Genomic DNA, 13,254 nt, shown 5'->3' with positions numbered 1-13,254 from the left:
GAAGGCAGGGCCGCTTCCGTCGAGGTCGGCGTCAGCTGCTCTCGCCCATGGCTGCGCGAAGCCAGTCGAGAGGGGCTTGGGCCAGTAGCTGGTCGGCCAGTCTTTGGCCGGACTCCGTGACGATCCGGGCCCGGCTGTTGTCGACCCAGCGCTGCGCGGCTTGGTACCCCTGGGCCTTGTACTCCAGCCCCTGCAACATGCACTCCAGCTTGTCCGCGTCCCGCGCGCAGATGGCCTCGGGCGTCTCCCGCGCCTCGTACTCGGCGACGACTGCGCGGACGGCGGCGCGCAGCACCTCAGGCATGCCGGCTGTCTGGTCCGCCGTGACGGTCTCGGGGTCGCCTGGGGCGGCGTACTTCTTCCCCAGGTGGTTCACGTCCCCGGTGCGTGTCTCCTGCGAGTCGTGCCAGACCGCCAGGTGCGCGGCGCGTGCGGCGTCAGCGCCCTCCAGCGTGGCGATGACCGAGGCGATGACGGACGTGCGCCATGAATGCTCGGCAACACTTTCGGGGTCCCGAACCCCCGCCATCCACCAGCCTGTCCGGCGGGCCGTCTTCAGCGTGCCCGTCTCCCACAGGAAGTGGGCCACGTCCGCCAGGTCTTGGTCACCCATGGGTGCCCCCTTTCACGCCTCGGCGAGGCGGATTGCGTACCGGATGCCCTCCAACTCCCGCCGAGCCTGTGGCGAAAGCCCGGAGTCATCCAACATCACAGGCAGGCGCTCGCGCAGGGCCCGCCCGGCCGCGGACTGCGTACGCAGCAGGTTCGGGCGCGCGGCAAGCAGTGCCCACAGGGTGTGAACGTTGAGGTCGAAGAAACCGTGCTGCGGCGTCAGCCCTCGGACAAGGTGCGCCATCAGCCGGTCGCCGTGCCATGGGCCAGGCGTCGGGGCGCCGATGAAGTCGTCCGTCAACTGGATGTACGGAGCCTCGCCGATCCAGTACGCCCAGTAGTTCAGGTTCGCCGCCTCGGCCCTGGCGTCGTCGCCGAGGGTGCGCGTGATGAAGTGGGTCATTCGGTCCCGGTCACCCTGCCGTGCGGCTACTGCGGCGACGGAGCGGGAGTTGAGCCATCGCGTCAGCCAGTCGTCCGGCCGCTCGGTCCGCTGCTGGTGGGCCAGCCATTCGGACGTGTCGGGATCCTGGTCGAATCCCGCCAGGTAGAGGGCCTGCCGCCGTAGCAGGAAGTCCCGGCCGCCCCGCGCCTGCTCGGCGGTCTCCCGCATGCGGCTGAAGAATCGGCGCCGGTCATCCGTCGCAAGCTCGGGCGCGAGCGGCACCGGGCCGCGGCGTGGGCGAGGAGGCGCAGGAAGCGCGCGCAGGGGGGTGGGCGGTACGCCGTTGAGGGGCCAGGTGAGCACTTCTACGAGGTCACGCTGCATCACCCAGGCGCCGAGCGGATTCGGAACCGTCGGTGCCTCGTCCTCCAGCACGCCGGCCAGCACCATGTCGGCCACCATCGCCCGTTCAAGGGCTGCCAGCAGCTCAGGCACCGTGCCCATCTGCAACAGCCGATGACGATGGGCGAGCATCTGCCCTACTGGCAGGGAGGTCAGGGGCCGCCGTCCCGTCTCCCACCCAGCTACGGTGTCCGCGGCTACGCCGAACACCTCGGCCAGACCTTCCTGGGTATGTCCTGACTGCTCACGAATGACCCGGAAGACGTACCCCGAGATGATGCCCGCACGTCCCCGTCCGGCGGTTCCCTGACCACCAGTCGGGGTTTGTCCCGCCCGATCTGTCATGGCGCCCCCTTGCTCGCCCGCGACTGGCCCTTACCCGTACTCACGGTCACTACAAGCGGCGATCACGCCTACGTACCGTCATGGCTGATAACCGGGCGACTCAGCGTAGTAGGAGTGATGCCGCCATGACTGCCGATGCCCATGGAGAGAAAGCCCTGGCGTCTGTCCGGAACAGGGTTCCAGGAGCCATACCGACGAGCATGCAGATCTCCGCGGAATCGACCCGGTACAGCGGTGGTGCTGGGCTGAGCGGCAGCGGTGACAGCTGTGAGTAGGCAGCTTTCGCAGGTCCGCGTTCTGCGCGGGGGAACGCCATCCGTGCCGATCGCCAGGCACTTTGTGATCGACGTCCTCACGGCCTGGGGCATGGACAGCATGCTGGATGATGCCGCGCTGGTGGTGACGGAACTGGTGACCAACGCGTTCAGACATACGTGGACATCGAGCGTGAGGGTCGTCGTGCGCCGGATGCCGTCGGACGCGGTCCGGCTCATCGTCATCGACAAGCACCCTGAACTCTGGCCCGCTCTCCAGCCCGCAGGGCCTCTCGAAGGCGGCGGACGCGGCCTGGCACTGGTGGAAGCCGTGACAAGGGTGTGGGGCTGCACCCGATTGCCCCGGGAGAAATACGTCTGGGCCGAGCTGGAGGCGCCCAAGAAGGCGAAGCGAGGATCTTCTTCATCATGCGCGGCGCAGTGCTCAGCTCTGACCTGCTCCGCGCGGCGGACATGGTCCTCAGGTGTGCTCGGGGCGGTCGTCGGCAACGCTGCCGACAGCTCCGGACACGGTCAGACCTCCAGCACGGCGCCTCGGACGGACGCCTCGGGATAAGCGCTGGAGTCGTGTGGCCGTCCTGCCCCCGTCGGGGGCGGCCGCGTACCGATCCACAACTGCGTCGCCCGGACCGAGCGGTCCCGCGAAGAACTCCCGGCCCGGGCGCGCGTCCCCATCCGCAACCAGCGAAGGAGAACACCATGACCGTACCTCCCGGGCCCACCCCCGACGGTGGCCCCGTCGACCCGAAGCCACCGAAGGTCTTCGCCAGGACGCTCATCACCGACGAGCAGTTCACAAGCTGCCGCCAGACGGTGATGGACGCCAACCCGGACATGTCCCCGGAGATCGCGGGTCGCATCGTGGAGGAGGGCCTGAAGTTCGTGGCCGCCTGCGCGAAGAATCCCGACATCGGGCTCGCACCCAGCCGGATCGTGGACGAGGGCTGGCACGCCCTGCTGCTGCACACCAGCACGTACGCCGACTTGTGCGAGCGCCTCGGCGGCCGGTTCATCCACCACTACCCGGGCTACGACCCGACGAACTACGACCCGCCCATCCTGAACCGCACCCGCGAGAAGATCGCCGAGCTCGGATGGGAGGCGGACCCGGAGCTGTGGGGGCCGCCGGAGGACGAGACGCTCGTATCCGTAGTCGCGAAGTGCCAACATGCGCCGTCATGCACCATCCGGCCGATGCCAAAGCCCGAGTGGCCGTAGCCTCACTGGCGAAGGGAGGCCGTATGTCGGAGTCCGAGTGGGTCGACCCACGGTATGCGTGGCTGGTCACGGAGTGGCGACGCGCCCAGCAGCCACAGCCGCGTGACCCGAAGGAGCCACAGCCACGGCGGGCGTTCATCGTTCCGTCACAGCGATAGTCGAGCGGGCGGTCACCTCGTCACCCCTGTCGAGTGGCCGCTCAGCGGCGAGGTCAGCGAGGCGCACCGATCACGGCAGCGATCCGGACCAAGGTGTCGGTCAGCCCCGACGCCGGCTGAGCCGACCGACGAGGCGCGTGTGTCCAGTTTTCTGCGACCGCATAGGTGGCCCGGGTCGGTGGACGAGGAGCGGGCCATAGCGTGCGCGGAGAGGCGAGCTGAGGTACCCGAAACACCGGATACTCAAGAGCGCATTCCCCGCTCGATCTTCTACCTTGAGTCGAGGCGACCGAACAGGGGGATCGGCGATGAGCATGAACTTCGACATCGGTGACGAGACGTTGTGGAACCCGTCGAACGGTGCCGGCCGCCTCTTCCTACGGCAGGTCGAGGTCTTCGAGGCGGAACTCGGGCTGCCCTCGGGAATCGGCCCCGGAAAGTATTGGGGCGACCCAAGCACACTTGAGGTCGACCCGGCTGTCTTCGCGGAGTTCGCAGGCGGCCTGGTCGCCTGGCACTGCCGCACCGGGCACGCCGTGATCAACGCGCTCTCCGAGGGGTTCGCGGCGACGGTGATCGCGCTCGCGCGGCGGGCGGGCATCGATGTCCACATGCCCGAAGCGGGTCCCGGCCATGTGTGCGGTGGCGTCCAGTCCGACATGCAGGTCCCCGGCACCCCCCGGGCCGCGTCAGCCGCGATCGTCGCCGCGCTGGACACACGAGCACGGGAGATGGACCGCTGGATGGCCCGCTGAGCCGGTGCGCCGGGACGTGGACCTGCGCGTCAGTGAAGACGGTGCTGCGCCCCGCGGTCCGTGACCTTGGTCGTCTTCGGGTGATCACCGAGCTGTTCCGCGGTAAGGCAACTTCTGCTCCTGGTCCGCCTGTTCGGCTGTTCACAGCGGTACGAACCGGCACCCGGCCGGTACGATGCGCAGGCCGGGCAGTGTCCATCAGATGGGGGAGGGGCCATGAGGATCAAGGACCCGGAGTACCCGGCAGCTCTCGAAGCTGCCGTGGACGTCCTGCGGGAGCGGGCCCGGCAGGGACGGACCATCACGTACGGGGAGCTGAGCGCCGAGCTGGCGGCACAAGGCTTCGATTCCATCCCGCCTCACCGCGGAGTCATGACCTACCTGCTCAAGGACGTCTGCCTCCACCGCAACGAGGACGGACGAGCACCGATGCTTTCGGCGATCGTGGTGAACAAGGCCAGCGGCGAGCCGTCCGACCAGTTCTCCGACCTTGCCCGCAGCCTGCCCTTCTCCCGTCCCGCCGAATGGATTTGGCGGGACGAACAGCGGCGGGTGTTCGCTCAGCACCGCGAGGAATGACGCCGGTACCCGGCAACACCCGACTCACGAGCTCGTACCGGGCCCGCTCCGGCCGCTGCCGTCGACTGGTACGACGACCGGACAGCGTCACTGATCGAGTCGCCATGTCTCCGACCTTCTTCGTCAGTGATGGGGGATCAACGTTGTGGGAGCAGCTGCCCGCTTTGGCCGGCGTCCTCGTGGGCGCCATCGGCTCCTACGTGGCCACCAGCCTCACGGAACGGAGCAGGTGGCGACGGGTAAGAGCCGAACGCTGGGATCAGAAGAGGCTGGACACCTACGCGTCCTACGCGAACAGCTTGAAGCACCAGATCAACATCGCCCAGCGCATAGGAGCCGCAAGGGGGTTCCAGCACGCCGTGGACCCGTTGGATCCGGAACAGGGCCTGGCACAGCTCGCCGAAGCCGAGGCGCGACGTGCGACCGAGTGGGAAACGATGCTCCTCGTCGGGGAAGCGGAGACCGTAGCGGCGGCTCGTAAGTGGCATGAATCCGTGTGGAACGTCGAACTTTATGCTCGCGGCCTGAAAGACGACCCTGCCGGCTGGGAGAAGGCAGTCGGGCAGATGAGCCGAGCACGGGATGACTTCTACGCTCTCGCACGGCGTGACCTGGGCATCGCGGGACCCCCTCCCCCGTCCGGCAACTGGCCTCGTGACTGGCAGCGGCAGGACGAAGCGGCCTGAGGACGAAGCGGCCTGAGGACGACACGCCGCCGCGACCTGCCTGCTGCCAGAGACATGGTGATCTGCCGCCGCCGTGGCGGTTGCGGTTCGCTCTGGGCCGGCACCGACTGACGCCGCCGTCTCAGCCGAACGGCTACGGCAGGCCCGAAGCGCACGCCATCTACGTGATCTACGTGCCGAGGGTCAAGCCCGGTGTGGTCGCACCCGGCCTTGGCGGCCCCGCCCCCTCGACCGACCGAAGCGAATGCGCCACTCGTCTCCGCAAGGAATCCACCGACTGCTCGCGTGCCTCCGGTGGAGGACTCGGTGGATGGTTCATAGCCATTCGCGGAGGTTCGCCCCACCGGTCGCACCTTCCAGCTTTGGCGGAAACAAGGCGTTGCCCCCTCGTTCCGGGCCGCGCAGCCTGGAGGGCGCGGGAGCGCTCCCACGCACCCGGCACCCGCACAGCGAAGACGTCCCCCATAGGAAGAACCCCGCAATGCATTGTCATGAGCATGCACATCGCCGTACCGGCCGTCGGCTGGCGCTCGTCCTGGGCACCCTCGTCGGCGTGCTGATCAGCCTGATCACCTGGGGCGGCACCGCGTCCGCACACGGTTCGGTGGTCGACCCCGCCTCCCGCAACTACGGCTGCTGGCAGCGCTGGGGCAGCGACTTCCAGAACCCGGCGATGGCCCAGCAGGACCCCATGTGCTGGCAGGCCTGGCAGGCCAACCCCAACGCCATGTGGAACTGGAACGGCCTGTACCGCAACGGTTCCGCCGGCAACTTCCAGGCCGCCATCCCCAACGGCCAGCTGTGCAGCGGCGGCCAGACCGAAAGCGGCCGCTACAACTCCCTCGACGCCGTCGGCCCCTGGAAGACCACCGACGTCAGCTCCAACTTCACCGTGAAGCTGTCCGACCAGGCCAGCCACGGCGCCGACTACTTCCTGGTCTACGTCACCCGGCAGGGCTTCGACCCCACCACCCAGCCGCTCACCTGGCAGGACCTGCAACTGGTCACCAAGACCGGGAAGTACGCGCCCAGCCAGACCTACTCGATCCCCGTCAGCACGTCCGGCTACTCCGGCCGCCACGTCGTCTACACCATCTGGCAGGCCTCGCACATGGACCAGACCTACTTCCTGTGCAGTGACGTGAACTTCCGCTGACCCGGCGAACCCCCGTCCCCATCACCCACCGGACGCGACCCGGCGCCAACCGGGTCGCGTCCGTGTGGCTGGGAGCGCTCCCAACCGCTCTGAGGAGGCTTCCAGACACTCAAGGGGGATCTCCCAGCCACCCGGGGGGTCCCCCCTCCCCCTCCCCCTCCCCCCTCCCCACCTCCCACCCCCCAGGAGCCCCAATGCCCCTACTGCCCACCCGGTGCCCCCGATGGGTGCGCACGCCCTGGACGGCGGTCGTGGCCGTGTTCGGGCTGGCGGTGTCCCTCCTGGTCGCGGCGCCCGCCAGTGGCGTCGGAGCCGGAGCCGCCGCCGGTTGCCGGGTCGACTACACCGTCAACGAGTGGTCCGGCGGCTACACCGCCCAGGTCCGCGTCACCAACCTCGGCGCCGCGCTCAGCGCCTGGCGGCTGACCTGGACCTACGGCGGCGACCAGCGCATCACCTCCGCCTGGAACGCCACCGTCACCCAGACCGGCCGTTCCGTGACCGCCGCCGGCACGGACTGGAACGCCGCCCTGCCCAGCGGCGGCGCCGCCGACTTCGGCGTGCAGGGCACCTGGCAGTCCGCCGACCCGGCGCCCACCGACTTCAGCCTCAACGGCGTCTCCTGCGGCGGCGACGCCACCGAGCCGCCGACCACACCGCCCACGACTCCGGGCACCCCCTCCCCCACCCAGCCGCCGGCCGACTGCGGTGGCGCCGCCCTGTGCAGCGACTTCGAGAACCAGACCGGCACCTCTCCGTCCGGTGACTGGCGCTTCACCGCGCCCGACTGCCAGGGCACGGGCACGGCCACCGTCGACACGGCCGTGGCACACAGCGGCACCAAGTCCCTCCGGGTGGACGGCCGGGCCGGCTACTGCAACCACGCCTTCGTCGCCGCCACCACCGACCTGTCGACGGTCGGCCCGGTGCTGTACGTCCGTATGTGGGTACGGCACACCACCGCGCTCCCCTCCTCCCACGTCACCTTCGTCTCCATGCCGGACAGCTCCCAGGGCGGCCGGGCGCTCAGGGTCGGCGGCCAGAACGGCGCCCTGCAGTGGAACCGGGAGAGCGACGACGCCACGCTCCCCGCACAGAGCCCGGCCGGTGTGGCGCTGAGCAAGCCGCTGCCGACGGGCAGTTGGCAGTGCCTGCGGTTCGCCATCGACACCTCCGCGCCCAAGCTGGACACCTGGCTGGGCGACCAGCAGGTCCCCGGCCTGCACGCCGACGGCGTACCGACCCAGGACATCGACCAGCAGTGGCTCTCCCGCACCACCCCGCCCCGGCCCACCTCCCTCCGGCTCGGCTGGGAGAGCTACGGCAGCGGCGACGACACCCTGTGGTTCGACGACGTGGCCGTCGGCTCGGCACCGATCGGCTGCTGAGAGGGGCGTCGGATTCCGTGCGCCGTGGGCCCGGCCACCGGGCTCACGGCCACCCGCTCTCCGCCCGCCGCCCCAGCCCGGACGCTCTCCCGGCCCGGGCCCTCTCCCAGCCCGGACGCTCTCCCGGCCCGGGCCCTCTCCCAGCCCGGACGCTCTCACGCGTCCGGTGTCGTGTCCTTGCGGCGGAGGATGACCAGGACCGCGCCGCCGATCACGACCAGGCCTATGGCCACGCCGGTGATCAGGGGGGTGAGGGCGGAGACTCCGGTCTCGGCCAGGTCGGCGGTGTCCAGGGCGCTGCCGCCGACCGAGGCCGGGCTCGGCTCGTTGGGGAGCTGGGCCACCGTCTGCGTGGTGACCGCTCCCTGGGTCTTGCAGTCCAGGACGCCGGTGAAGCGGTGGCTGAAGCCGTGGGGGCCGGTGATCGTGAAGTCGTAGGTTTGGTCCTCCTGGAGCGGCACGGTCACCGTGCGGGTGCCGCCCGCGGGGATCGTGTGGCCGGTGCCCATCAGCTGGAAGTCGAACGGCTCGTCGCCGTTGTTGACCGCGGTGATGTCCACCCCGCCCTTGGCGCAGTTCTCGCGGGCCGACATCGCCGGTATCGGGCCGTCGGCGGCCCAGCCGGCCGTCGCGGTCGCGGAGACGGTGGATTCGCTGGAGCCGGCCAGGATCTGCGTCTGGCTGCGGCTGTCGGAGGCGAAGGCCCGTCCCACCGGCACGGTCGTGGACGCCTGCACGGTCAACTCGGCCGTGCCCGCCCCGCTGTCGGCGGTGTGGTCGGCGTCTCCGGCCGCGTCCTCGGGGACGTCGAAGTAGAGCCGGGTGCCGTCCTTCGCCGAGGTGATCACCTTGCCGTTCTTGTCGGTGATCCGTACCCCGGCGGTGGCCGCGTCCGTCGGCGGGCTCACCGTGACCGCGCTCGCGTTGGTGTGCACGGTGACCGGGCCGAGCCGGTCGCCCGGCCGGCCGGAGACCGCGGGCGGGTCCAGGGTGAGCGAGGCCTTCGGCTCGCCGACGCCGCGGGCGCTCTTCTCCAGGTAGTCGGCGAGCTTCTCGGCCTGTGGGTCGAGGGCGTCGACGTCGGCGCCGTCGGAGTAGCGCCAGATGGCCACCTGGGTGCCGGCCGCCGCGTCCTGCTCGGTCAGTCCGGGTGCGCCCGCCTTGCGGGCCAGTGCCGCGAGGTCGTTGACCTGGGGGTAGGAGTGCTGCAGGATCCAGCCGATCCGGCCCGCGTTCTTGTTGGTGCCCAGCGAGGTGCCGCTCCAGGGTGTCTCCTGGTATCTGGCGTCGCGCTGGGTCGGGTTGTGCAGGTCGACGCAGTACGTCTGGAGGGTGCCGCCGCCGTCCACGGACATCTCGAACAGGCCCGCCGGGACGCGCTGGTCGCCGCCGTCGCCGTGGATCACGGCTTCGCCGTAGGTCTTCAGACCGTTGTTCGTGGCCGTCGCCCCGCCCTCGGTCCGCGGTGCCTCGTCGGCCACCGCCGTACCGGCGCCGGACAGCACGCCGGCCGCCACGAGGCCGGACACCGTCGTGGCGGCGGCCAGGCGTGCCGTTCCGGTGGACCGGCACAGCCCAGTTAGCGCAGCAAGCACAGAATTCCCCTTCGAGCAGGACCCGTTGGACGTGGGGGACGGTCCCACCAGCAGAAATCGGCAGCCCCTAGGGGCACGCCCGGCATCCTATGGATCACTCGGAGCCCAATCCGCCGGTCGGATGATCGGATGGCCGATCCGATCCGTAATCGTTATCGCCGGGACCGTCCATGAGCTGGCCTTATCGACAAATCCACCGGTTCCGTGACTGACGGCACGTCACCGCATGGACATGACGTCACGTCACCGGTACTGGCTCAGGCGCCTGTTGATGCGCCGGGCCCTCCTGGGCGTCCGTCCGGTCCGGTGTCTCCCAGTTCGGTTCCGGACGGGCCACCGCGACCGGCGCGTCGGGCCTGGCCGCGCGCTGGAAGAGCGCCGTACCGCGGGCCAGGTCGTGGCCGATCGACACGGCGTCGATGTCGGCGGAGGCCCACGGCTGCTGTCCCTCCCGTGTCTCCGTGCGGACCTTCAGCCGGCCCTGGACGACGACCGGCTGGCCCACCTCCACGCACGCCGCCACGTTGACCGCGAGCTGCCGGTTGGCCCACACCGTGAAGAAGTTGGTGTGCCCGTCGGTCCAGGCGCTCTTCTCCCGGTCCCAGTAACGCGAGGTCACCGCCAGCCGGAACCGGGCCGACGGACCCGCCGCCGACTCCCGGTAGACCGGCTGGGTCGCCACGTTGCCCACCACACAGACGATGGTCTCGTTCACGTCTCGCTCCCCTCCCCCGCCCGCGCTCCTCCGGCCGGGCGGACACACGTACGGGCCCGTCCCGTACGGCTGCGTCTGCCGTGCCGGCGCGTACGACTGCCGTACGCGCCCGCACATCCCGCCGACCGCTCGCGCCGTCCGCCGCCTGTGTGGCCGGACCCGCCGTGCGATCGCCGTGGCCTCAGACTGCCTCCGCCGGGCCGAGCCCGCCGAGCGCTGTGGACGCCCGCCCGCCTGTGGATAACTCCGTCACCCGCGCGGGTGAACCCCGTCCCCTCCCAGCGTCCCCAGCAACCCCAGTGACCTCTGCAAACCCACCAGCCCCACCGGTCGTACCGATCGCACCCGGTCCCACCGATCCCCGCTTACACCACCCCGGTCCTGCTCCGGGCGACCCTCCCGTACTGCTCCCGCACCTCCCGGTACCGCAGCAGCTCCGCCGCCACCGGATCGAGCACCCGGGCCCGGCCGCAGCCCGCCGCGGCCTCCCGCAACCGCCGTTCCGCCTCCTGGCCGTAGCGCCGCGCGGGCCCCCGGGCCGCCATCCGGCACCCCCACTCCACCAGCGGCCCGCCGACGATCCCGCACACCATCAGCAGGACCGGAACGCCCAGGTTGGGTGCCATCAGCCCGGCGATCTGCCCCGCGAGCCACCCGCCGCCCACGATCTGCAGCAGGGTCATCGCCGCCTGGACCAGTACCGCCACCGGCCACCAGCCCGGCCGGGGCGGGCGGCCCGGCGGCAGTCCGGCCCGCGCCGACAGCGCGTCCAGCGCCTCGGGCAGCCCCTGGGACCCGCGTACGGCCGCCTCGCGCACCGCCTGCGCCCAGGGTGCGGGCAGCCCGGCCGAGGCCCGGTCGGCGACCGTGCGGACCGCCTGTTCCACCCGCTGGCGGGCCGTGGCCTCCTCGTCGGCCTGGCCGCGGACCGCGTGGCGGCCCGTCGTGGCCTCGCCGCGGCCCTGGTACCAGCGCCACAGCCGCAGCCAGGGCGTGCCGCAGGCCCGGTTGGCGTTGCGCAGCCAGGCGCGTTCGGCGGCCTCGCCCGCCGCGGTGGCGCCCACCGCGTCCGCGAGCCGCGCGGCGAACTCCTCACGGGCCTCCTCGGCGAGGCCGGCCCGCCGCCCGGTGGCGTACACGGGCCGCAGTCCGGCCGCGGCGGCGTCCAGGTCGGCCGCCACCCGGCGGGCCGCCGCGCCGCGCTCCGCCACGAACTGGCCGAGCGCCTCGCGGAGTTCGCCGACCCCCTCGCCGGTGAGCGCGGACAGCGCGAGGACGGTGGCGCCCGGTTCGCCGTGCTCGCCGAGCGCGATGCCGTCCTCGTCCAACAGCCGCCGCAGGTCGTCCAGGACCTGGTCGGCGGCGTCCCCGGGCAGCCGGTCCACCTGGTTGAGGACGATGAACATGACCTCCGCGTGGCCGGCCATCGGCCGCAGATAGCGCTCGTGCAGCATGGCGTCGGCGTACTTCTCGGGGTCGACCACCCAGATGACCGCGTCGACCAGCCTCAGGATCCGGTCGACCTGTTCGCGGTGCTGTACGGCGGCGGAGTCGTGGTCGGGCAGGTCGACCAGGACCAGCCCGCGCAGTTGCGCCTCGTTGTCCGGGCTGTGCATGGGGCGGCGGCGCAGCCGGCCCGGGATGCCCAGCCGGTCGATGAGGGTCGCCGCGCCGTCGCTCCAGCTGCACGCGATGGGCGCGGCGGTGGTCGGGCGGCGTACGCCGGTCTCCGAGATGGCCACTCCGGCGAGCGAGTTGAACAGCTGGGACTTGCCGCTGCCGGTCGCGCCGGCCAGGGCGACGACGGTGTGCCGGCCGGAGAGTTTGCGACGCGCGGCGGCCTCGTCCAGGACCCGGCCCGCCTCGGCGAGCGTGTGGCTGTCCAGCCGGGTGCGGGACAGCCCCACGAGTTCCCGCAGGGCGTTCAGCCGGGAGCGCAGCGGGCCGTCGTACGCCAGCGGGACCGGGACCTGCGCGCCCGGCCCGCGGTGCGGCTGCTCCCCGGAGGAGGAGCGCTCGGCGGAGGCGGACCCGGTGGCGCGGCGGGCGATGAGGCCGTCGTCCCAGGTCTCCTGGGCGGCACCGGCTTCGCCGTCCGTGGCGGAGGCGGGGGTGGGGGTGGCGGCGCCTGTCGCGGTGCTCGTCCTGGAGGACGTGGCGTCCGGTGCGGGGCGGGGCTTCGGTGAGCGTGCGGGGTGCGGGTGGGGGCGGGGCACCGAGACACCCTGCTCGGCCCCACGCCCGCGCGCGGAACGGTCCCGGTCACCGTTGCCACCGGCTTCGCCGCGCCGGTCACCGTCCTGGGCACCGAGACGGTCGTGGTCCTGCGCACCGCCCCGGTCGCGGTCCTGGGCACCGTGACGTTCGCGGCCCTGTACGGCGTGACGATCGCCGCCCTCTTCGGCTTCGGCGTGCCCGTCGCTCTCGCGCTCACGGTCCGTGTCGCGACCGTGGTCGCGCTCGGTGCCACGGCCACGGCCACGGTCGGCGTCACGACTGTGCTCGCTCTCGGTGCCCTGACCCTGGGCGCGGTCGGCGTTCTCGCCGCGTACGCGCGCGGGACGCTCCCTGGGCCCGGTAGCAGCCCTTGAGTCATGGTCCTCGTCGCGTACGCGCGCGGGACGCTCGCGGCCGGGGTCCGGACCGTCCTCGGCGGTCTCGTCCGGCACGCGCGCGTGCCGGACACCGGCGCCGTCCCCTTCACGCCCGCCGCCACCCCCCTCACGCTCACCGCCGTTCGCGTCCTCCGTGGCGTCGTCCCGCCCTTCGTAGCGGCCGCCGGTACCGGAGCCGTCGTCTCCGGGGCCCTCCTTCGCCAGGCTCAGGCGCGCGTGCGCGAGGCCGTCGGCGCGTTCGGTGCCGTCCAGGGCGCCCGTGGCGGCGCGACCGACGTGCTCCAGGGACCCGGTGTCGCCGCTGCCGCTGTCGGTGCGCCTCATGTGGTCGGTGTGCTCCGTGTGGTCCTGGTCAGTGACGGCGGTCACC

At 71.6% G+C, this 13,254-nt stretch carries 12 protein-coding genes; 7 read left to right on the top strand and 5 right to left on the bottom strand.

The genetic code is table 11. The features are described from left to right. Positions 1-31: 31 nt before the first annotated feature. Complete coding sequence (locus ACSURM_RS23870; protein ID WP_436957790.1) at positions 32-613, bottom strand: HD domain-containing protein; 582 nt, start codon at positions 611-613, stop codon at positions 32-34. Positions 614-625: 12 nt separating this feature from the next. Beyond that, complete coding sequence (locus ACSURM_RS23865) at positions 626-1,744, bottom strand: helix-turn-helix domain-containing protein (RefSeq protein WP_436957788.1); 1,119 nt, start codon at positions 1,742-1,744, stop codon at positions 626-628. Between the two features lie 318 nt (positions 1,745-2,062). On the opposite strand from ACSURM_RS23865, the gene ACSURM_RS23860 reads away from it, so the two are divergent. From ACSURM_RS23860 to ACSURM_RS23830, 7 genes are all read left to right on the top strand, one after another. Further along, a complete protein-coding gene (locus tag ACSURM_RS23860; RefSeq protein WP_436957787.1) occupies positions 2,063-2,575 on the top strand; it encodes an ATP-binding protein in 513 nt (170 codons plus the stop codon). 143 nt (positions 2,576-2,718) lie between these two features. Continuing rightward, complete coding sequence (locus tag ACSURM_RS23855; RefSeq protein ID WP_436957785.1) at positions 2,719-3,237, top strand: glycine-rich domain-containing protein; 519 nt, start codon at positions 2,719-2,721, stop codon at positions 3,235-3,237. A 466-nt stretch (positions 3,238-3,703) separates the two neighbouring features. Beyond that, positions 3,704-4,150: a DUF6086 family protein gene (locus tag ACSURM_RS23850; protein WP_436957783.1), complete on the top strand. Its 447-nt coding sequence runs from the start codon at positions 3,704-3,706 to the stop codon at positions 4,148-4,150. 216 nt (positions 4,151-4,366) lie between these two features. Then, a complete protein-coding gene (locus ACSURM_RS23845; RefSeq protein ID WP_436957782.1) occupies positions 4,367-4,729 on the top strand; it encodes a hypothetical protein in 363 nt (120 codons plus the stop codon). Positions 4,730-4,833: 104 nt separating this feature from the next. Beyond that, positions 4,834-5,415 carry a hypothetical protein gene (locus ACSURM_RS23840; RefSeq protein ID WP_436957781.1) on the top strand — a complete coding sequence of 194 codons (582 nt, stop codon included), beginning with the start codon at positions 4,834-4,836 and terminating at the stop codon, positions 5,413-5,415. A 481-nt stretch (positions 5,416-5,896) separates the two neighbouring features. Next, positions 5,897-6,571, top strand: a complete 675-nt coding sequence (locus ACSURM_RS23835) for a lytic polysaccharide monooxygenase auxiliary activity family 9 protein (RefSeq protein ID WP_436957780.1) — start codon at positions 5,897-5,899, stop codon at positions 6,569-6,571. 194 nt (positions 6,572-6,765) lie between these two features. Continuing rightward, the gene (locus ACSURM_RS23830; protein ID WP_436957778.1) at positions 6,766-7,959 is read left to right on the top strand and encodes a cellulose-binding domain-containing protein; all 1,194 of its coding nucleotides are present in this window, start codon (positions 6,766-6,768) and stop codon (positions 7,957-7,959) included. 155 nt (positions 7,960-8,114) lie between these two features. Here the strand turns inward: ACSURM_RS23830 and ACSURM_RS23825 are convergent, their stop codons facing one another. The 3 genes from ACSURM_RS23825 to ACSURM_RS23815 all read right to left on the bottom strand — a co-directional run bounded on the left by ACSURM_RS23825 (position 8,115) and on the right by ACSURM_RS23815 (position 13,253). Then, positions 8,115-9,554: a Cys-Gln thioester bond-forming surface protein gene (locus ACSURM_RS23825; protein WP_436957777.1), complete on the bottom strand. Its 1,440-nt coding sequence runs from the start codon at positions 9,552-9,554 to the stop codon at positions 8,115-8,117. 238 nt (positions 9,555-9,792) lie between these two features. Then, the gene (locus ACSURM_RS23820) at positions 9,793-10,269 is read right to left on the bottom strand and encodes a single-stranded DNA-binding protein (protein ID WP_436957775.1); all 477 of its coding nucleotides are present in this window, start codon (positions 10,267-10,269) and stop codon (positions 9,793-9,795) included. Between the two features lie 365 nt (positions 10,270-10,634). Further along, positions 10,635-13,253 carry a GTPase gene (locus ACSURM_RS23815; protein WP_436957774.1) on the bottom strand — a complete coding sequence of 873 codons (2,619 nt, stop codon included), beginning with the start codon at positions 13,251-13,253 and terminating at the stop codon, positions 10,635-10,637. Between the last annotated feature and the right edge of the window lies 1 nt (position 13,254).

The sequence above is a fragment of the Streptomyces sp. SudanB182_2057 genome (genome assembly GCF_964272715.1).
Classification (GTDB): domain Bacteria; phylum Actinomycetota; class Actinomycetes; order Streptomycetales; family Streptomycetaceae; genus Streptomyces; species Streptomyces rubradiris.
Note: the sequence above shows the minus strand (reverse complement) of the source record. Positions and strands in the feature narration are given on the sequence as shown.